We start from the raw sequence: 19323 nt of genomic DNA on the forward strand, positions 1-19323 counted from the left end.
ATATAAGTTAGAGCTTCTCCCAATTGAATAGAGTTGTGAATCTTTATGGCAGTCAAAGTAACCCCAGACTATATAGAGCTTTTAAACAAAGCGGTCGAGCGAGAAATCCAGGTTTCCCTCCAATACATTTTGCAACATGGGAAAATGGAGAAACTAAAACGCCGAACCCTTCCTGAAAACATCCTTTTAGACAAAACCACCTATGATGCCGTCGGTAAAATTCTGCGTGAATTTGCCATTGCAGAAATGAAACATGCCGCTGCCATCATGGAACGCATTTACTATCTCGGTGGACAAGCAACCACCAAGAGCGGCAAAATCAACATCGGCAAAAGCATAGCTGAATTCGCCAAAAACGGGGTTTTAGCAGAAGAAGAAGCCCTAACCCTCTACCGCCAAATCATCAAAACCGCCGGTGAAATGGGCGACTGGGAAACCCGCCAAATGTTCGAGAAGATCTACCGCGAAGAAGAAACTCACCTTTTCAAATTTGAAGAATACGTAGCCTTCCAAGATGAAAAAGAAGAACCAAGCACCATTGCCACTCCTGAATGGCAAAAAATCTACACCGACGAATACTTCGCCTTACTCAACAAAGCCGTAGCCGCAGAAATCACGGGCATTATCCAATACACCAACCAACACGAAAAAACGGCATATTGCCCTCTGCGCCAAAAAGCCACCGCTTTAGAAGCTGTAACTGAAACTAACAAAACCGAAGTTGTCAGCAAACTCCTCAAAACCGTATTCATGCAAGAAATGGACCACCTCGAAAAAATCAGCGAACGCATCTATCTTCTTGCCGGCGAAGCTGTAACTGTTCCCGAAGTTATGCCTGTGGTGGGTAATAACGCTCAAGAATTCTTGGCGCTTGACCACAAACTCGAAAGCGACACTATTGATCTATACCGTAAAATCATTGCTGAAGCCCTCAAGAAAGGCGACACTACCACTCGGCGTATGTTCGAAGACATAATTGTTCAAGAAGAAGAGCACTTCTGGACATTCGACGACTTCGTACGCTAAACCCAAACCCAACCCTCTCCCCCCTTATTTTGGGGGAACCTGTTTCTTTATTTTAAAAAGCTGCAGTGTTGACTGGGTACAGTCACATATTTTTATCAACTAACCCGTGTTCCTTTCTCGGTGATGTTGGGAGGTGAAATGTTTTGTCTCGTAACCCAAAGTCTATGGAGCCCACCATAACCTCGGAAGGCAAATTCATGTGCACTGAAGACAACGAAACCTTCAACACCCGAGAAGAATACGACAAACACTGCAACCGCGCCCATAAAGAAAGCAGCAGCAACTGGTAAAACCAAATTCCTCAATCTTTCTGTATATCCAACTTTTTGTTTATCTCATAAGGTAGGTTTGTCTCTATTTTTTTGGTCAAGAAACCTTGACTAAGCTTTAGTCAAGAAATGTTAACTGTAAATCATTTAAGCAAACAATCAACCGAAAAATATCATGGACAATTCAAGCCTTAAGCCAGTCGGCATCAGAATAGTCACGATTCTACTTTTGTCTGCCTCTATGGGGTTTGGGTTTTTAGGGACAGTTTTCTTTGCGTTAGGCATGGTCGGAGGGACTGAACTGCATCCTTCCTCTATTCCTGCTGATGCTTTGTGGCTAATCGTTTTTTCCTTCTTGTTTGCGTTTTTAACTTTTTTTGGCTTTATTCTATTAGCGGCTAATCGCCAACCAACCAAAGGAAATTGGTATTTCCTTATTGTGCTGTGGCTTTCTATGGTTGGATTTTTCAGCTGGGCACTTTTTGCAGACAACCCCTATAATAGCGGAGAACCCAACCTCCCTGTTTTTGTAGGAATGAACTTTGTATGTGTGGTTTACAGTCTGGCGTGTACGTTTTATTTCCAAACAACCCCCGTGAAAGAGTACTTCAACATGGCAAAAGCAAAAACAGCGGCAGGAAAAACCTGATAGGTGACGTTGACCTACCTGCCCTCCCATATCTAAAGTATAAAGAGGCTTTTTTTCCTGCTGAGCTTTTCTCCCCCCGCAAAAACGTGTCCAGTGGTGCCCGCGCGCGCATTTTTAGATTATATGCGGGGATGCATTGGAAAAAACCAAAAATTCCCTAAAAATCGCTGTCACTCCGGTTTTTGAGTGCTGAGTCGGCGGTTTGGGGATTGGCTGGTTTTTGGGTTTCTGAAACAAAAAAGCTAAAAAAAGGGTAAGTTACATTAAAAAAGGGTGGAGGTTCCCTATTTAATGCCTCAGAAACCTGTTGCCGATGGGTTTAGCGGCTGTAACAAGGTTTATGTGACCGCAAACGGAATGTTTATATTGACTGAGTGATCTTCTGTTAGAATTCAGCTACAATTGCTACCTCCGCGATTATCACATGGCGGCGGCTCAACCCGTACTGAAACGGCGATTGCCTTACAGGGATGATGGAGTTGGCCTCCAATCGCGGGGACATATATGTAGACCTGACTAATTGCTCAGTTAGGTCTGAATTGGGCTTTGACGTATAGAGTGGAATGTTTCTCCCTCCAAATCCAGTAAGAATAGAATGCGAGAAACTTTAGTGTCAATTTCGTACCACACAAAAAACACATGATCCGACAGAACAATTGGAGTGCATAACTCCGGTTGATCCTGCCGGACCCCACTGCTATCGGGATAGGACTAAGACATGCTAGTCGAGCGCGTCAGCCAAAACGACGCGCGGCATACAGCTCAGTAACACGTGGCTAATCTGCCCTTAGGACGAGAACAACCCCGGGAAACTGGGGCTAACTCTCGATAGGCGAAGAACACTGGAATGTGTCTTTACTCAAATAGCTTCACGTTATGCTCGTGGAGTCGCCTAAGGATGAGGCCGCGACCGATCAGGTTGTTGGTGAGGTAATGGCTCACCAAGCCTTTTACCGGTGCGGGCCGTGGGAGCGGGAGCCCGGAGATGGGTACTGAGACAAGGACCCAGGCCCTACGGGGCGCAGCAGTCGCGAAACCTTTGCAATACACGCAAGTGTGACAGGGCTATCCCGAGTGCCATCCGCTGAGGAAGGCTTTTACCCAGTCTAGAAAGCTGGGGGAATAAGGAGAGGGCAAGTCTGGTGTCAGCCGCCGCGGTAATACCAGCTCTCCGAGTGGTGTGGATGTTTATTGGGCCTAAAGCATCCGTAGCTGGCTAAGTTAGTCCCTTGTTAAATCCACCGAATTAATCGTTGGATCGCGGGGGATACTGCTTGGCTAGGGGACGAGAGAGGCAGACGGTATTTCCGGGGTAGGGGTGAAATCCTATAATCCCGGGAAGACCACCAGTGGCGAAGGCTGTCTGCTAGAACGCGCCCGACGGTGAGGGATGAAAGCTGGGGGAGCGAACCGGATTAGATACCCGGGTAGTCCCAGCTGTAAACGATGCAGGCTAGGTGTTTGGACGGCCACGTGCCGTTCTAGTGCCGCAGGGAAGCTGTTAAGCCTGCCGCCTGGGGAGTACGATCGCAAGATTGAAACTTAAAGGAATTGGCGGGGGAGCACCACAAGGGGTGAAGCTTGCGGTTTAATTGGAGTCAACGCCGGAAATCTCACCGGGAGCGACAGCAGTGTGAAGGCCAGATTAAAGGTCTTGCCAGACGAGCTGAGAGGAGGTGCATGGCCGTCGCCAGTTCGTGCCGTGAGGTGTCCTGTTAAGTCAGGCAACGATCGAGACCCGCGTCCTCTGTTGCTACTAGCCTTGTGCTGGGCACACTGAGGAGACCGCCACTGATAAAGTGGAGGAAGGAGCGGGCCACGGCAGGTCAGTATGCCCCGAATCTCCCGGGCCACACGCGAGCTGCAATGGCAGGTACAATGGGTTCCGACCTCGAAAGGGGGAGGCAATCTCGAAAGCCTGCCGTAGTTGGAATCGAAGGCTGAAACCCGCCTTCGTGAACATGGAATCCCTAGTAATCGCGTGTCATTAGCGCGCGGTGAATACGTCCCTGCTCCTTGCACACACCGCCCGTCGTTCCATCCGAGTGACTCTTGGGTGAGGTGCCGTCTTCTTGGCGGCATCGAATCTAAGTTTCACAAGGAGGGAAAAGTCGTAACAAGGTGGCCGTAGGGGAACCTGCGGCCGGATCACCTCCTAAGAAAAAAACAAGTTTCAAGCAAACGAAGCTTGCTGGAGGAGCAAGGAGAGCATGAATACCAAGCTCTGTACGTCAAAGCCCAATTAACACAGCAATCAAGTAGCACCCAACGGGTTTCAAAACATTTCTTAATTTTAAAGTTTATAGATAGTTTTCTATTGGTGTCTCTCTCTGTGAGGGGTATCCCTTACATTCTTTGTCAGTAGATCACTTGTTGTTTTTGTCTTTGTGTGGATGTGGTTGTTTTACGGTTGCCACAAGTTAGTTGTTGGTTTGGGTTGTTTTTTGGGTTTGGTTTGTGTTTTGAGGTCTGATTGGTTGTTGCATAACAATATTCTACCACACGTCCAACATGGAGGCATGTTGAAGAAGTCGTCGTGTGAGTGTGGGGTTATGTATGGATTGTTTTTTTCTCCACAAGAAGTAACATCAAGGCACGACCTTTCTTTTAGAATTTACAGGTATTTTTCTTAAAGTTAGGACTATCACAAGCCCTATAACAAAAATAACAAAAACTAAACTTGCTTCAAGTGCGCAATAAGGTGTCTCTAAGGCTTGCACGTTAAAATAGAGTCTTTCTGACGTTCCGGTATGTCCGAATTGGTTTATGGCAGATAGGGTGATATTATGGTTGCCATTCGATAAGTTGTGTAACGTTAGGTTACTATCTGCTGGGCTGCTTTTTCCATTGTCCAATACATACGCCATCTTGGTGACTAATCGGTCAACAGTAAAGTTCAGAGACAAATCTGAGCAAGTCAAGTTAATATTTTGAGGCGTAAGAAGTCTAATTGAAGGCTTAGAAGGAATTATGCTTACGTTTTCATTGTGGACTATGGAGAAAACCGACGGGTTAGCAGAAACAGTGAAGGTGATTGTGGCCTCCTGGTCCACTGAGAAAGTTCGATCAGTATAGTTGCTGCTGCCGAAGTAGCCTCCGCCAGCGTGGGCTTTAAAGGTTAATTTGTGTGTTCCATATGGTATATTGTCAATAGTAAAGTTGTATTGCATGAAATGCTTCCCGTCTGTGAAGTCTTTATCATAAAAGTAGGATTGACCACTAGGATTAGGACACCACTCCTCTGCTTGCATCCAATCCCCCTGATAGACGGTAACTGCGAGCCCCCGACATAAGTTATTTGTATCCACTAGATGCACTGAAAAGCAAACCACCATTGTGCCATTCGGGGAAATGTCTCTCTTTTGCGGGGAATCGAAAAAGAAAACTATCGCTATATCATTGGGCGCATCTACAGTTATGGAGGGCTGAAAATTGGGATTAGCCCCCACAGGTTCAGTAAACAGCAAAATAACCCCGAGAATGGCTACAGCGCCGTAAGGTAACAATTTCCGTTTCATATTACCTATTGAGCTGATAGCGGGCTGTCACCTTATTAGGTTTTGCAGCTAAGCCTCTTGGCTAAGCGTTATATGTCGGTGATATTTGGTTCAGTGTCTGAAGTGTGAAGTTGCCTATCTACTTATTTTGGGTATGTAGTCTGGATGCATAATGCTCTTAACCCATTGGTCACCAAACTGTTTTTGTGAACTATCTTTGAGCCTGCACGAAGACTTGCCCATAGATGCGTCAATGCCTTCCGAAACCGCGTTTCCTGACAAATACCGAAACTTGTTTGATAATATGCTTGATGGATTCGTGTTTGGTAAAGTCCTCTATAACTGTAAAGGTGAAGCCGTAGATTTTGTTCTGTTCCAAGTTAACAAGGCGTTTGAGCGTCTTACAGGCTTAACCAAAAAGCAGGTTCAAAATCGCAGAATAAGTGCGTCAATCCCCAATATCCACGTTATTAACCCTGAGTTGCTAAAGATTCATGCTCGGGTGGCTTTGAATGGGCGGGGCGAAAAATTTGAGATTTACTTGGAGGCGCTACAAAAATGGCTGTTTATCTCGATTTATAGCCCTAAAAAAACCTATTTCATAAGCCACTTCGAAAACATAACTGAACGAAAAGCCAACGAAGCTCTGCTCAAGAGTAGTATGGAGCGGTTCATGACGTTGGCGGATTCACTGCCCGAGGTAGTCTTTGAAACAGACCTTTCTGGCAAACTCACCTATGTTAATCGGATCGCTTTTGAATTAACTGGGTTTACGCATGATGAATATACCGCGCTTAAGCATTCTTTTGAAATGTTTATAGCGCCAAGAGATCGTGAACGTGCAAAAGCAAACTTTGCAGCCTCAATACAAACGGGGAGTTCAAGCACCCAAGAGTATTGGATGCTACGGAAAGATGGCTCTGAATTTCCCGCAGTCGTCAAGAGCATTCCTGTTTTTACTGAGGGCCACTTGGTAGGCATACGCGGAATAATTATTGATGTCACAGAAACCAAGAAAACTATGGATAAGTTGGCTTTTCAGGCGCAGCTGCTGGAATCTGTTGGGCAAGCAGTTATCGCGGTGGATAAAGAGACTGTGGTACGTTACTGGAACCGCGGCGCTGCCAAGCTTTACGGTTGGTCTGAATCTGATGCAGTGGGGAAATGCCTCAACGAATTGGTCACTGAATCTTATCCAGAAGAGCCTTACTTAGTCTACTCTCACCTGAGTGCTGGAGAGACTTGGTCTGGCGAAATTCAAGCTCAACTCCGTGACGGCTCCGTTGCTCCCCTGATTGTTAATCGCTATCCCGTCATGGTCGAGAACGATGAGTTCATCGGATTCATCAGCATCTACACCGACATCACCGAACAGAAAGCATTAGAATACAAACTCGCAGATTATGTGGATGCGTTGGCGGACTCGTCAGAAAAAATCAACGACCTAAACGATAAGCTCCTTGTTGTCGGCAGCTTAACCCGCCACGACATACGCAACAAACTCTCCGCCTTCAATGGCTTAATGTATCTGATGAAGAAAAGAATCTTGGACAACCCTGACGCTTTAGATAAGCTTGCTGAAATGCAGAAAGTGCTAAAGCAGCTGCTAGATATTTTGGAGTTCCAAAAAGTGTATGAACTGGTAGGTTCTGAGCAGTTGACTTTTGTGGGCGTTGGCGCCTTCTTTAATGAAGCGGTTGAGTTGCTTTCTGATTCAAAGGGGCTGCAGATTGATTTTAAATGTGAAGGCTTAGAAGTGCTGGCAGATTCGTTGCTCCGGCAGGTAATTTATAATCTCATTGATAACACCCTAAAATATGGAGAAAAAGCCACGGCGATTCATCTTTACTGCCAAAAAGATCACGAGGATTTGTTATTGATTTATGAAGATAACGGGCAGGGAATAAGCGATGAGGAACGGCAGCATCTATTTGAGAAGGGCTTTGGCAAAGGCACCGGACTTGGGCTTTACATGATTAAGAGGATTGTGACGACGTATGGGTGGCTTTTGGAAGAAAAGGGTGCCTTTGGCGTCGGCGTCCGTTTTGTCATGAAGATTCCTGCGGGCGGTTATCGTTTTTGTCCGCAGTGCTCCGCATCATCCACCGCTTAAGCCCAAAGCGTGGGCATCAAGCGTTGAGACTATAAATAAGCAAGCCATACTCTCCCACAGGAGAGACACCGTTTGCAGCTTGAAGAGATGAAAAAAGAAATCGAAGCCCTCGTCATCGCCAAAGGCTTCTACAACAAACCCGAAGACATCCCCAAAAAACTCCTCTTCGCCTTCATCGAACTCGGCGAAGCCAGCGACGCATGGAAAAAGGGTCTTGGAGAAGAAAAAATTGCGGAGGAACTCATCGATGTCATCTTTTACATTCTTGATGCCAGCCGTTTGGCTTGCCCGAACATGAATATGGATGAGGTCTTCGCCAAAAAGTTGGCTAAGAATCTTGGGCGCCCCTACCAATATGGCGAGGGACATCGCAATCAACAGCCCTAATTGCTGTTTTTTCTGCTAAACTTTTATTTTTCCCTGTCTCTAAATGTTGCACGTTGACCACTGTGGATTTCACCTATCCCCCTGACTTAAATTTCGAATGCAACGGCTGCGGACTCTGCTGCGGCGACACCCCCCAAAAAACCCGACACGTTCTGCTCTTAGAATCTGAAGCCCAAACAATCGCGGCGGAAACAGGATTACCCATTGCGTCTTTTGCAAAAACCGTCACCGACAAAAAACCCTACGTATACGAGATGGAGAAACCCCTGAATGGTCGATGTTTCTTTTTGGATGCAGAAAACCGATGCCGCATATACGCTCATAGACCGCTAATTTGTCACTTTTACCCTTTCCAGTTAACTTTCTCAGCGGACCAGAATTGTTATGTTTTCGCGGTAACCCCAGAGTGCCCCACCGTAGGTAAAGGTCGGCATCTGACAAAGAAGGATTTTGAGGCGCTGTTTGCGTTGGCGTCTGCGCGTTTGCCCTAAATCTGGGACAGCACGTCGGCTTGTTCGACCGTGACGCCGCAGTAGTGGCACTTTAGCACCATGGGTTCTTGTTGTTTGACGTGGAATTTGGTGTGTATGGGTTCGTGGCTGTTGCTTATGCAGCAGGGGTTAGCGCATTTTACGATGCCTTCCACTGATGGGGGCAGTTTCACCTCTAGTTTTTCGACGACGCAATAGTCGTGGATTATGTTGATGGATGCGTGGGGCGCGACTAAGGCGATGCGGTTGACTTCTTGGGGACTGAGTGCTTTGCCCTCGATTTTGACTATGTCTTTGACGCCGAATCGGTGGCTGGGGACATTGATAGCGATGGTCATTACCCGCTTTTCTTTGCCTGTTATGCCAAGTATTTTGACGACATCTAGGGCGTAGCCGCCGCGGATATGGTCGATGACTGTTCCGTCTTTGATTTTTGATACTCGAAGTTCCTTTTCACTCATGCCTGTGCCTCAAGAAGCCTAGTGCTTATGCTACAGAAAAATATTACTAAAAAAATAGTTAAGGATGTGCTCGAGGCGGCGACCTTAAAGTGATGACGGTTGTTCCCGCAAACTTGTCAAAGTATCGCATGAACGTGCAGTTCCTTATGCGCCACCCAACCAACAAATCAAACGGAAGAAGCGGGAGGACTTTGCCAAAGTTCCGCACGGCTGCGTGGTCGTAGGACATTTTTTTGCCGTCTGTGCGCACCACTTTTAGGCCCATGATGCGTTTGCCTATGCTTTGCCCGTTGAAGCCCTCCAGTAGCGTGGAGTAGACCCATTGGAGCCCGATGGTTATCAAGAGGATGGTACTGGCGCTGTTGTCAAGGAATTCTGAGACGGAGATGGACATGATTTCGGGCAGGACGGTGATGGCTACGGTTATCGCTAGGATGAAGGTGAAGTCTATGAAGAATGCGGTGATGCGGCTTTTTATGGATGCTACGGGTAGAGTGCTGGCTTTGCCTTGGACGTCTGCGGCTTCTGCCCAGCCTTCTACGTCGTGGATGACGCGGACGGCGCTTTCGCCTGCTCGACTGAGGCGGTATTTGCCGGTTGGGGTTTGTTCTATGAAGGGGGCGAGGGAGCGAAGGTGGAAGCTGAGTTTTCCGGTGTCGACTTTGAGTAGGTTGAGTAGGTCGGTGAAGGAGGATTCGGTGTTGTTGCTGAGGTTGAGTAGGATTTCCCTGCGTAGTGGGTGGGATAGGACGGAGAGGACTTTGGAGACGTTGCCTTGATCTACTGCCATGTCTATAACCGTGGTTCACTAATTATGATATCTTTTAGATGAATAGATTTTGTATAGCCCATCATAAACACGGTTCTCCCATATAAGTCCAACCCAAAAAACGCAAAAAACCCGTCAAGAACCCAATTCTTAATAGACCAAATAACCTACTAAAAACCCACATGTCAAGCGCCGACGCAGCCGTACAAGTATACCGCCAACTCGAAAGCGAAGACTTCCGAATCCTAAACATAATCGAAGCAGCCATGGCAAAACACGAATACGTCCCCAAAGAACAAATCCAAAAATACGCCAAAGTCCCCATGGACCGCATCGATTATACACTGGGCAAACTCAACAAACTCGGCCTAACTATGCGCACCCAAGAAACCTACAACGGCCACACTCTCAACTACGCAGGCTACGACTGCCTAGCCATAAACGCCCTAGTCAAAGCCGACATCATCCGTTCCTTTGGACAAACCCTCGGCGTGGGCAAAGAAGCCGACGTCTACGACGCTCTCAGCCCCACAGGCAGGCGCATAGCCGTCAAATTCCACCGCCTTGGCAGAATCAGTTTTCGCCAGACCCGCCGCAAACGAGGCTACACTCGCGAACACAGCACTTGGCTGTTTCAATCCCACCTTGCCGCTGAACGTGAATACCAAGCCCTCAAACTCGTTTATGATATGGGCGTAGCGGTGCCGGAGCCTATTAGCCAAAACCGTCACGTTATCGCTATGGGCATGATTGAAGGGGGTCAGCTGGTTCAGTACATAGACATCGGTGACCCAAAGAATGTGTTGCGCGAGATTTTGCGTAACGTCAAAAAAGCCTACCGAAAAGCCAACATAATACATGGCGACCTCAGTGAATACAATATTATTTTGCAACCGGATGGGCATATTCTAATTATTGATTGGCCGCAGGCCGTTAAAACTGACCATGTAAACGCGGCTGAGTTGTTAGAGCGTGACCTCAAGAACGTCTTGAATTATTTTAGCCGAAAATTCGGCATAGAATTAACTATCCAGAATGCCTATGCATATGTGACTGGAGAAGCTAGACGCTTACCCGTTTAGTGCTTGTTGGCGTCAAGCACGATATAGAGTATGTTGTTGCCGCGAAGGAGCACGTTGCCATAGTTTGTCATTAGTTGATCTTCTTTACATTCTGTGGCGCCTTCAAGGAGAAGGTTCATGTGGCCATCGCATTTTATCATTTTGCCCTTGTACTCATAGCCATTTTTTAGGACAACTTCGATGTTACCGTGCAACTGTTTAATGAGAACGTTTAGTGGTTTTTTACTTGGTTCCATCATCATTGGTGATTCCTGCCGAATCTTGTAATATCCATGAACCCCCTACCAGATATAAAAGCCTTATGAAAAACCAGTAAGGTTAATTTAACAAAAAAGGTTTTCATCTCTTTAAAAATAGGTTTATTTGAGAAAAATGGGGCTAAAAATTGCTTTTGTTCAAATCACCTGTCTAAATTGGGTTGTTTCAGGGAAAAGCGTTGAATTTGCGCTTTACTTACAGCTTAGCGATTAGTGATAATGCGGCTACTACCAGAAACGCTACGCCCGTCCAGAAAAGGTCGCCGCCAGTAAGGAAGTACACGATGATGGCAACTATTGCGGCTGGAATCAAAACCAAGAACAGCCTGATGAAAACAATTATGATTATCCCGATAATGACCAGAACTATCAGCGCAATTAAAGAGAGACCTATGTCGCCCAAAACCGACAAAACAATTGGAAAAAGGACACTATTGTCCATAAGAAAACCTTCAAAGAACCAAGACTGCGCGTTGGTAATAAGGTTTTTTGCATTACCTCGCCAACGGAAGCTAAGCGGTTTAGCTCATTTTGCCTCGAATTTTAGAGAGCACATCCTCTTCTACCCACTTCTCGCCCTGAATGGTAAGTTTAAACTCGGGTTTGCTTGGGTCAGGCTTGAAAACTTGGCCGCGTTTGGTCATTTCGTTGAGGCGCGCAGGCACCATGCTCTTTATGCCGCTGGATTCCAGTAACTTCTGCACTTGCGCTGCCGTGTTTTTCTTGTCATCCGATGCGTACAAAATCAATCCGACATCCTCGTAATGGGTGAGTTTTTCGCGGGTTACAATCACGGGCCCCTCGGTGGTTGGTTCGACGATGCCTTTGAGTTGAGCGCCTGAGGGGGTCAAGCGGTTAGAAACGAAATCGCCTAGTTTTTCCACAAAGTCTTCGGGGACACTTTGCAGCATGTCAAGTATTTCTTGGGGGGTTTGACCTTCGATGACTACTTCGCCAAAGGGGGTTTTGATGCGGGCTTCGATGCGTTTCATAGTGGTTGCCTCTTTATGGGTATAGCTGGCGCTGATAGCTTTTAGGATTTGCGGCAAAAAATAAAGGTAGGTTAGTTGAGCCGCTCTTTGAGGAGTTTGCTGACGAGTTCAGGGTTGGCTTTACCGCGAACTTCCTTCATTGCAGCGCCCATCAGCATGCCAAACGCGCCCTTGCCCAGTTTTTCGATTTGGGCTTTATTGGATGCGACGATCCGGTCAATTATGGGCGCCAAATCCGCTTCAGTGAACATCTTAAGACCTAAAGCTGCGGTGGCATCTGCTACGGTTTTGCCTTCGTTCTTTGATAGCCAACTGAATACGTCTGCGGTGGCTTCTTTGGCGAGTTCTCCTGCACCGACTGCTGCAAAGATTGCGCTGATTTGTTCGTCGGTGACGTTTTCAGTTGGAACGCCGTCGCGTTTGAGTGCCTTCACGGTTTCGGTTAGAAACGCAGCAATGGTTGAGGCGGGTGTACCGCTGGCTTTGGCTGTTTCTTCAAAGATGGTGATGTATTCGGAGTCGATGAGTTGCTTGGCGAGTTTTTCGTTGAGGCTGTATTCTTTGATGAGGCGGGTTAGTTTTTTGTCTGCTGGTTCGGGTAGGTTGGCTTTGATTTGTTGCACGAGTTCTTCCGTGATGGCCTGCGAGGGGATGTCAGTTTCGGGGTACATGCGGGCTGCTCCCGGTCGGGGACGCATATAGCGTGTTGTACCGTCGTCTTTGGCGGTACGCGTCTCCTGCGGGACACCTGTACAGGCAACTTGTGCCCGGTCAACCACAGCTTTCAAGGCGTCGTGAGTGTTTTCAGCTGTATCAGCTACGAAAACCACTGCGTCGCCTTCGCTGGCGCCAACTAATTCCCGCAAGGCTTTTACCTCTTCGGGGGTGATGCCATAATTTGCTAGTACTTCGTCGGTGTGGAATATGCCGCCGACTCTGCCCCAGAATTTGGCGTAATCCGATAGTTCGCTGCCTAAACGGAAGCCTGGCATAAGTTCGCGTCCCGTTAAGCCGTTGAAGCCTGAGAGTTTGACGGCGAGGACTTTTTGCTTTTTGTCCACAGCTTTGCGGATGACTTTGCTTTTGGTTGCTTGGAATAGTTTTGTGACGTCAACGAACTCTGCTTTTAGTGAGGTGGGGGTGATGCCTCTTTTTGCGAGTTCTTCTTTGATTGCAACCAGGTTTAGTTGACGTTGAACCTCGTAATCGACGACTGTTGAGATTAATTCAAGTTCCTGTACGCCTTTAATTTCGATAAGGGTTCCGTTGGGTATAGAGACGTTGAGGTCTTGGCGAATCGTACCCAAGCCACGCATGACCTTGCCTGTGTCGCGGAGTATTCTGCCGATGGCAAACGCGACTTCTTGCGCTTCTTGAGGCGAGTAGATGACGGGTGCGGTGGCGACTTCGATAAGTGGAATGCCTAATCGGTCGATGCGGTAACGGATGGTTTTGCCCTCATCCTGAGTCCCAGTTTTGCGGGCTGCATCCTCCTCAAGGAAGGCTGCCTGCATGGGAATGGTTTTTTCGCCGACTTTAATCCAGCCGTCAAGAGCAAGGGTGCATGTGCGCTGGAAGCCAGTGGTGTTGCTGCCGTCGATGACGGTTTTGCGCATGACGTGCACTTCGTCGACGGGTTGCATATTCATCATCAAAGAGGCGGTGAGGACAACTTTGACGGCGTCTATGTTGATTGGGTGGGGTGGTTCTTCATCCATTTCGACTAGGCAAGAGCTTTTGTGGTTAGCTTCATAGAGAATGCGCACGCCTTTTTGGAACTCAAAGTATGCTGCAGGATCCACCTGTCCCAACTCGCTCTGAGTCGGTCGAAGGCGTCGGAGAAAGGTGATTTCGGGTTCTTCTTTGAAGAGTTCAGGGGGGCAACTGCAGAAGAGTTTGCTGTTTACGTTCAGTTGCTGGTGGATTTCTAAGCCGACTTTTAAGCCGACTTTGACATAGTCGATGGTCATGGTTGGGCTCCTTCAACAATTTTGTCCTGTGGCAATGTGCGGGGCATATATTCGCCTGCAACGTTAGTTTTGAGCAGTTTGATGGCTTCTTTGGGGTCGCTTGTTTGACCCAAAGACCACATAAGTTTCACTAATCCAGTTTCAGGGAACATGTCATCGAGCGGCACCACGCCAAATGATTGTAAGTCGCGGCCAGTGTCGTAAACGTCCATGTCAACCCGTCCCCAAATACACTGAGACGCCAACGCGACAACGACGCCTTTGCTGGTGGCACGTTTGATGGCGTCAAAGCAAAATTTACTCACATGCCCCAACCCTGAACCCTCAAGTAAGATGCCTTTCATGCCGCGGTCAACGTAGAAGTCGATGACGGCTGGGTCCAGTCCTGGATGGAATTTGATGAGGGCAACTTTGTCGCAGAAGTCGGGTTTGAGGACCAGTTTTTTGTTGGGCTCGCGGCGTTGGTATCGGTCGGTTTCCATGGTGACTTGGAGGTTTTGGACTTTGGCGATGGGGAAGCCGTTGATGGATTTGAAGGTGTCTCGGCGGCTGGTGTGGCATTTGCGTACTTTTACGCCTCGATGCACGATGATTGCGGTGTCGGAGGTGGTTTGATGCATGGCTAAGCCGACTTCGGCAAAGGGTCCTTCACCCGCGGCTTTAACGGCGCCGATGAGGTTGGTGGCTGCGTCGCTGCTAGGGCGGTCTGAGGAACGCTGGGCGCCGACCAATATGACAGGGACAGGGAGGTTTTGAAGCGCAAAACTGAGCGCCGCAGAAGTGTATGCCATGGTGTCAGTGCCATGTGCAACCACCACGCCGTCAACGCCTGCCTCAATGCGTTTGGCAACTGTTTGGGCGAGTTCAGTCCAGTTTTTAGGCGTCAGGTTCTCGCTGTAAATACTATAAACGATTTCGGTGTCGACTAAGGCTACGTCGGCGAGTTCTGGGACGACGCCGTAGAGGTCGCTTGCGGACATGGCGGAGCGGACGGCGCCTGTACGGTAGTCAACGCGGCTCGCGATGGTTCCGCCCGTGCTCATTATAACCACATGGGGCAGGCTGGGGTTCTGTTTAGGCAGCGGCGGCGCAGCAAAGGTGGGTTTGGAGCCTAACCCGACTTTCTCAACTTTTACGTCGGGGGCAGGTTGGATGCCGATGTTGTAGCCGCTTTTCATTTTGATGATAATCGCGGTGCCTTCTCCGCTGCGTGGGATGAGGATGCCTTCGTAGGTTTTGCCTTTGCTGATGATTTTTAGGATGTCGCCAACGTTGCAGTCGGCGGCTTGTAGTAGGCGTAGTGCCTCGCCCCGATAACCAGAATCTTGCAGTTCACTCAACTTATTTTAGCCTCTTTGAAACGTAAACTCCGTCGCGTTCGTACCCGAAACGCATGTAATATCTCCTTGTTCCTAGTGCGCTGATGACTAAAAGCTTTTTGAAGCCAAACTCCGCCTTCGCTAACCGTTCTGCCTCAGCCAAGAGCTCAGCGCCATATCCTTTGTGCTGCCACGCGGTCTTCGAATGTTTGCCTACAGGTACAAGTTGCCCGTAAACGTGAAGTTCCCGTACGATGGCTGAGGGGACCTCGGTGATTTCGGGTCTGTGCGCCTTGGGGGATGGTGCCCTCATGCGCAAATAGCCCAAGAGAACGTCATTTTCGGGGTCTTCGGCAGAAATAAACAGTTCCGTGCCCCCTGATGCCTCATAGCGTTGCGTTAAAATTTTGACTTTTTCCAGATCCGGGTGGACCTTTTCAACTGCCATACGATGCCCCACTTCGCGGCAACGAATGCACCGGCACTGTCCCCCCTGTTCTTTGAGTTTTTTCTGCGCCAACTCCCGTATATCGCTGCGTTTTACTCCTGCCAAAATCAGGCGTGCCGGAATGTCGCGTTGCACACGCATAACGCGTACCCATGGGGGGATGCTTTTTTTGATTTCGGCGATGATATTAGTGGCTTCTTCGGTCGTGTAAGGCGTGTAGGTGCCCTGTTGGTACCATTCATGTGCTTTGGTGCCTGCGATGGCGAGGCAGGGATAAATTTTTATCATATCAGGTTTAAACGCGGGATCGGTGAAGATTCGCTTAAACGCCGCCAAATCTTTCTGCGGGTTGGAGCCGGGCATGCCGGGCATCATGTGGTACACAATTTTTAACCCTGCGTCTTTGGCGATACGCGTTGCCTCCACCACGTCTGCGACTGTGTGTATTCGTCCCACCAAACGGTAAATGTCATCATCGGGGTTCTGCACTCCCAGTTCAAGTCTGGTAACTCCCATGTCCAGCATGGCGTCGATGTGGGGTTGCTTGGCCCAGTCCGGACGGGTTTCTACGGTGATGCCGACATTGCGGGTGGAGCTGACTTCAGCGTTGGCTTTCGCTTCCTCTATGTTGGCTGAGGTTTTGCCTGTTATGGCGTCTAGGAGGCGTTGGATAAACCAAGTTTGGTATTCCTTTGGAGTGGCGGGGAAGGTTCCGCCCATCACGATTAATTCGACTTTGTCCACTTTATGTCCAATCGCGGTGAGTTGACGGATGCGGTTTTGTACCTGCTCATAGGGGTCAAAGTTGTTCTGTGTACCTCGGAGCGCGGCTGGTTCGTATCCTGTGTAGCTCTGTGGGCTGCCAGTTGTGGGTCCGCCGGGGCAATACGCGCAGGGTTCAGGCTGCGGGCACGGGTAGGGTTTGGTCATGGTGGCGACGACGGTGACGCCGCTGATGGTACGTGTGGTTTTTCTTCGCAGAAGTGGCAGTAGTTGTTTTGCTTCGTTTGGGGTTAGGTTGGCGATTATGTCTGCGTTGGCGGGGACGGCGGGGAGGCGGTATTTTGCGGCGGTTTTGATTTTGAGGCGGTTAACATCGTCTCGCGTGGGCGATGACATAGAAAGTAGAGTGGCGATGATTTCTCGCAGAGCAACGTTGTTAGTCAAACTTGGCGTACCGAAGATAGGTTGAGTTTACAAATAAATAAACTAAGCTGACTAAACAAAAAGATTACAAGAAAAAGAGTGGTGCTTACATCCAGTTTTGCCCTACTTTCCGCTGCAACAGGACGCGTTTTTCGTAGTTGCGTCGGCTGCGGTTTTTGGGGCTTGGAGAAGTCTTCTCTTGAGCTTGGATTTTAGGGGTTTGAGACCTTACTTTTCCAGCTTTGGAGAGTGATCCGTGAGTTGGCATATTTTTTCACCTTGCCACATAAAGCATGAATGTTACACTTAAACCTTACCTAGCCCGCCTAAGCAGTCTCCAATAAAACACCGAGGCTAAGCGGATTTGTCGAGGTGAGGCGGCTTTCGATGCGCATCCCAAGCATGATGCAACGCCAAGGTGGGGTGATAAATTAGCAATCGGGGACCCGAGTAACGCATGACGGCTTTGACTTTTTGTTTCATGTCGGGACGGTAGCAGTGGATGATGCATTTGCCGCAAGTAGTTTTCTTCTCCTGAAACGGGCACTTGTCTAGTCGCATAAACGCGTAGGCTTGGAATTCTTGACATTCGGGGCATAGTTCGCCTTGGGTGCCGTGGTGGCCTTTGCAGTAGATTTGGGTCATGTAACCGATGGTTTTCTTTTCCCGTTTCATTCGTTTGTGGGTTGGGTTAGGCGGTTGAGGCTTCATGCTTCTTCGCTTTAAGATGGGGTTGTGTTCACATAAGGGTTTGCCCTAAAATTTACGGGTTTTTGGAGAATTTTGTTTCTTATTGGCGAACCCTTTATTTCAAACAACGCTCATTGCTTTTTCATAATTATTTAGCCTACTCTTGATGGTGGATGCAGTGAGCGAAGATTCATACGAAGGTATACCTCGAGATCAAATTCCTTGGGACCCAAAAATTGACAGTCAAAAATGTGTTAGCTGCGGAAAATGCGTAGATTTCTGTCATATGCACGCCTTTAAAACCGTAGAAGTTAAGGGCAAAAAACAAACCGAAGTTATCCCTAACCGTTGCGTGGTGTTTTGCCGCGGCTGCGAAGACATCTGCCCTGTCGGCGCTATCTCGCATCCTGACGAAGAAAAAACCGAAGCACTAATCAAGAAACTCAAAAGGGGCACGCAATAGCGCAACAAACATCATCTGCGCTGTGGCTACCGTTTGGTTAGCATTGTTTCGTCAGGTATAAAAGTCGCTTTTTACATATTCAACTTAGAGCTTTCTTAGCAACAATGTGAGCTTAAGACTACTTCTAAGTCTCGGGTTGTTGAGGGTTTATGGGTTCTATGCAGATTTGTGCTCATTGTGTTTTGTCCAGTTCTTTCCCAAGGATAAGTTTTGACAACCAAGGGGTTTGCTCAGTTTGTAATGAATATAACAAGTGGTGGGGCAACTGGAACGTAGAGAAAGAACAGAAACAGAAGGTTTTGGGTCAGATTTGTCAAGCCGCAAAAAATAAGCATAAAGAATTCGACGCTCTAATTCCCCTCTCAGGCGGCAAAGACAGCAGCTACGTGCTATACATAGCTCGACAAAAACTCGGTTTAAAATGTTTGGCATACACGTTAGACATAGGTTACCTTTCTGAACATGCAAAACATAACATCGAAAAATCCTGCCGAACCTTAGGCGTTGAGCACATATATTACCGCTTAGACCCCCAATTGACCAACAAACTCTTCGCGCTATTCATCAAGAAAACTGGTTGGTTCTGTTCTGTTTGTATGCGTGCAATTCAGATGTCCACTTTTCGCGTCGCTGAAATGTATCGGGTTCCGCTCATAATCAAGGGTAGCTCCATGCGCACGGAGTTGCCGCTTGCCCGCGAAATGTTCCAAGGCGGCGACCCAGCCCACGTAAAGCGGGTGCTCGAAGGTGAACCCATTGCTCATGAATGCAAAAGACTCTGCGAGCGGGGCGCAAGTTTTGAGCGCAAACTGGGTTATTTGATGTTTCTGCTCTCTGGACAGAAGCGCCTGTCTTCATATGCGTACTTTAACCTTGCAAGCTATGTGGATTGGGACTACAACGTTATGCAAGATACTATACGTAGCGAACTAGGCTGGACCGCTCCTGACGATTCGGAGCATATGGACTGTACGATTCATGCAATCCAAAAATACATCCACAACCGCCGCTTCCCCTCCCTAGACATTAAACGGCTCACTTATGCACGGTATGTTATGGCTGGGTTTATGACTCGTGAAGACGCTCTGCGCAAACTCCAAGAAGAACCCAACGAGGTTTGCCCCGAAACGGTCCTTAACGGTTTTCTAAAAAATATTGAAATGACGCGAGAAGAGTTTGACCAATACGTGGATTTAGGTCCTCGGCATCTGCAGTATCATCCTACTCCCAGTTTGGCTTTGAGGCTGGCCAAAAAGATTTTTCCTATTCAGGACGCTGGAACAAATTAACGCGC

20 protein-coding genes and 1 rRNA gene are annotated in these 19323 nt (G+C 48.1%); 10 read left to right on the plus strand and 11 right to left on the minus strand.

Annotated features, from left to right (window positions below; translation table 11 throughout):
- Nucleotides 1–45 precede the first annotated feature (45 nt).
- From NWE92_03735 to NWE92_03750, 4 genes are all read left to right on the plus strand, one after another.
- Complete coding sequence (locus tag NWE92_03735; GenBank protein ID MCW4028739.1) at nt 46–1026, plus strand: ferritin-like domain-containing protein; 981 nt, start codon at nt 46–48, stop codon at nt 1024–1026.
- Nucleotides 1027–1169: 143 nt separating this feature from the next.
- Complete coding sequence (locus NWE92_03740) at nt 1170–1316, plus strand: hypothetical protein (GenBank protein ID MCW4028740.1); 147 nt, start codon at nt 1170–1172, stop codon at nt 1314–1316.
- 154 nt (nt 1317–1470) lie between these two features.
- Nucleotides 1471–1944: a hypothetical protein gene (locus NWE92_03745; GenBank protein MCW4028741.1), complete on the plus strand. Its 474-nt coding sequence runs from the start codon at nt 1471–1473 to the stop codon at nt 1942–1944.
- 668 nt (nt 1945–2612) lie between these two features.
- Nucleotides 2613–4101 (plus strand): 16S ribosomal RNA (locus NWE92_03750).
- A gap of 431 nt (nt 4102–4532) precedes the next feature.
- Here NWE92_03750 and NWE92_03755 read toward each other — a convergent pair.
- Complete coding sequence (locus NWE92_03755) at nt 4533–5462, minus strand: hypothetical protein (GenBank protein ID MCW4028742.1); 930 nt, start codon at nt 5460–5462, stop codon at nt 4533–4535.
- A 196-nt stretch (nt 5463–5658) separates the two neighbouring features.
- Between NWE92_03755 and NWE92_03760 the strand changes: the two genes are divergently transcribed.
- From NWE92_03760 to NWE92_03770, 3 genes are all read left to right on the plus strand, one after another.
- Nucleotides 5659–7554 (plus strand): PAS domain-containing sensor histidine kinase, encoded by a 1896-nt coding sequence (locus tag NWE92_03760; protein MCW4028743.1) that lies wholly within the window; start codon nt 5659–5661, stop codon nt 7552–7554.
- Nucleotides 7555–7626: 72 nt separating this feature from the next.
- Entirely contained in the window at nt 7627–7941 is a 315-nt protein-coding gene (locus NWE92_03765; protein ID MCW4028744.1) for a hypothetical protein, read from the plus strand.
- 62 nt (nt 7942–8003) lie between these two features.
- Nucleotides 8004–8432, plus strand: a complete 429-nt coding sequence (locus NWE92_03770; GenBank protein MCW4028745.1) for a YkgJ family cysteine cluster protein — start codon at nt 8004–8006, stop codon at nt 8430–8432.
- Here the strand turns inward: NWE92_03770 and pyrI are convergent.
- Together pyrI and NWE92_03780 are read right to left on the minus strand one after the other, a co-directional pair.
- Nucleotides 8429–8893 (minus strand): aspartate carbamoyltransferase regulatory subunit, encoded by a 465-nt coding sequence (gene pyrI / locus NWE92_03775; GenBank protein MCW4028746.1) that lies wholly within the window; start codon nt 8891–8893, stop codon nt 8429–8431. The two genes, NWE92_03770 and pyrI, sit on opposite strands and share 4 nt — an antisense overlap.
- Before the next feature lie 58 nt (nt 8894–8951).
- Nucleotides 8952–9683 (minus strand): RDD family protein, encoded by a 732-nt coding sequence (locus NWE92_03780; GenBank protein MCW4028747.1) that lies wholly within the window; start codon nt 9681–9683, stop codon nt 8952–8954.
- Nucleotides 9684–9844: 161 nt separating this feature from the next.
- Here NWE92_03780 and NWE92_03785 point away from each other — a divergent pair, with 161 nt between their 5' ends.
- The gene (locus NWE92_03785) at nt 9845–10744 is read left to right on the plus strand and encodes a serine/threonine protein kinase (protein ID MCW4028748.1); all 900 of its coding nucleotides are present in this window, start codon (nt 9845–9847) and stop codon (nt 10742–10744) included.
- Here NWE92_03785 and NWE92_03790 read toward each other — a convergent pair.
- From NWE92_03790 to NWE92_03825, 8 genes are all read right to left on the minus strand, one after another.
- Entirely contained in the window at nt 10741–10986 is a 246-nt protein-coding gene (locus NWE92_03790; protein MCW4028749.1) for a ribonucleoprotein, read from the minus strand. The genes NWE92_03785 and NWE92_03790 overlap by 4 nt on opposite strands.
- Before the next feature lie 211 nt (nt 10987–11197).
- Nucleotides 11198–11443, minus strand: coding sequence for a hypothetical protein (locus NWE92_03795; protein MCW4028750.1), 246 nt, complete (start codon nt 11441–11443; stop codon nt 11198–11200).
- Nucleotides 11444–11522: 79 nt separating this feature from the next.
- Entirely contained in the window at nt 11523–12050 is a 528-nt protein-coding gene (locus NWE92_03800; GenBank protein MCW4028751.1) for a hypothetical protein, read from the minus strand.
- A gap of 14 nt (nt 12051–12064) precedes the next feature.
- Nucleotides 12065–13963, minus strand: a complete 1899-nt coding sequence (gene gatE / locus NWE92_03805) for a Glu-tRNA(Gln) amidotransferase subunit GatE (protein ID MCW4028752.1) — start codon at nt 13961–13963, stop codon at nt 12065–12067.
- The gene (gatD, locus tag NWE92_03810) at nt 13960–15303 is read right to left on the minus strand and encodes a Glu-tRNA(Gln) amidotransferase subunit GatD (GenBank protein ID MCW4028753.1); all 1344 of its coding nucleotides are present in this window, start codon (nt 15301–15303) and stop codon (nt 13960–13962) included. The genes gatE and gatD overlap by 4 nt, the downstream gene beginning before the upstream one ends.
- Nucleotide 15304: 1 nt before the next feature.
- A complete protein-coding gene (locus tag NWE92_03815; protein ID MCW4028754.1) occupies nt 15305–16897 on the minus strand; it encodes a tRNA uridine(34) 5-carboxymethylaminomethyl modification radical SAM/GNAT enzyme Elp3 in 1593 nt (530 codons plus the stop codon).
- 85 nt (nt 16898–16982) lie between these two features.
- Nucleotides 16983–17144 (minus strand): 30S ribosomal protein S30e, encoded by a 162-nt coding sequence (locus NWE92_03820; GenBank protein ID MCW4028755.1) that lies wholly within the window; start codon nt 17142–17144, stop codon nt 16983–16985.
- A gap of 86 nt (nt 17145–17230) precedes the next feature.
- A complete protein-coding gene (locus tag NWE92_03825) occupies nt 17231–17587 on the minus strand; it encodes a nitrous oxide-stimulated promoter family protein (protein ID MCW4028756.1) in 357 nt (118 codons plus the stop codon).
- Nucleotides 17588–17744: 157 nt separating this feature from the next.
- Between NWE92_03825 and NWE92_03830 the strand changes: the two genes are divergently transcribed.
- Both NWE92_03830 and NWE92_03835 read left to right on the plus strand, forming a co-directional pair.
- Entirely contained in the window at nt 17745–18029 is a 285-nt protein-coding gene (locus NWE92_03830) for a 4Fe-4S dicluster domain-containing protein (protein ID MCW4028757.1), read from the plus strand.
- Between the two features lie 299 nt (nt 18030–18328).
- Nucleotides 18329–19318: a hypothetical protein gene (locus tag NWE92_03835; GenBank protein MCW4028758.1), complete on the plus strand. Its 990-nt coding sequence runs from the start codon at nt 18329–18331 to the stop codon at nt 19316–19318.
- The last annotated feature ends 5 nt before the right edge of the window (nt 19319–19323 follow it).

This window comes from Candidatus Bathyarchaeota archaeon, from assembly GCA_026014745.1.
In the GTDB taxonomy this organism is placed as follows: domain Archaea; phylum Thermoproteota; class Bathyarchaeia; order Bathyarchaeales; family Bathycorpusculaceae; genus Bathycorpusculum.

Excerpts from the sequence above, each read along its gene's own strand:
- NWE92_03780 (MCW4028747.1), bottom strand. The coding sequence starts at position 9,683 with ATGGCAGTAGATCAAGGCAACGTCTCCAAAGTCCTCTCCGTCCTATCC.
- NWE92_03795 (MCW4028750.1), bottom strand. The coding sequence starts at position 11,443 with ATGGACAATAGTGTCCTTTTTCCAATTGTTTTGTCGGTTTTGGGCGAC.
- pyrI (MCW4028746.1), bottom strand. The coding sequence starts at position 8,893 with ATGAGTGAAAAGGAACTTCGAGTATCAAAAATCAAAGACGGAACAGTC.
- NWE92_03825 (MCW4028756.1), bottom strand. The coding sequence starts at position 17,587 with ATGAAGCCTCAACCGCCTAACCCAACCCACAAACGAATGAAACGGGAA.
- NWE92_03785 (MCW4028748.1), top strand. The coding sequence starts at position 9,845 with ATGTCAAGCGCCGACGCAGCCGTACAAGTATACCGCCAACTCGAAAGC.
- NWE92_03820 (MCW4028755.1), bottom strand. The coding sequence starts at position 17,144 with ATGCCAACTCACGGATCACTCTCCAAAGCTGGAAAAGTAAGGTCTCAA.
- NWE92_03790 (MCW4028749.1), bottom strand. The coding sequence starts at position 10,986 with ATGATGATGGAACCAAGTAAAAAACCACTAAACGTTCTCATTAAACAG.
- NWE92_03745 (MCW4028741.1), top strand. The coding sequence starts at position 1,471 with ATGGACAATTCAAGCCTTAAGCCAGTCGGCATCAGAATAGTCACGATT.
- NWE92_03755 (MCW4028742.1), bottom strand. The coding sequence starts at position 5,462 with ATGAAACGGAAATTGTTACCTTACGGCGCTGTAGCCATTCTCGGGGTT.
- gatE (MCW4028752.1), bottom strand. The coding sequence starts at position 13,963 with ATGACCATCGACTATGTCAAAGTCGGCTTAAAAGTCGGCTTAGAAATC.
- NWE92_03735 (MCW4028739.1), top strand. The coding sequence starts at position 46 with ATGGCAGTCAAAGTAACCCCAGACTATATAGAGCTTTTAAACAAAGCG.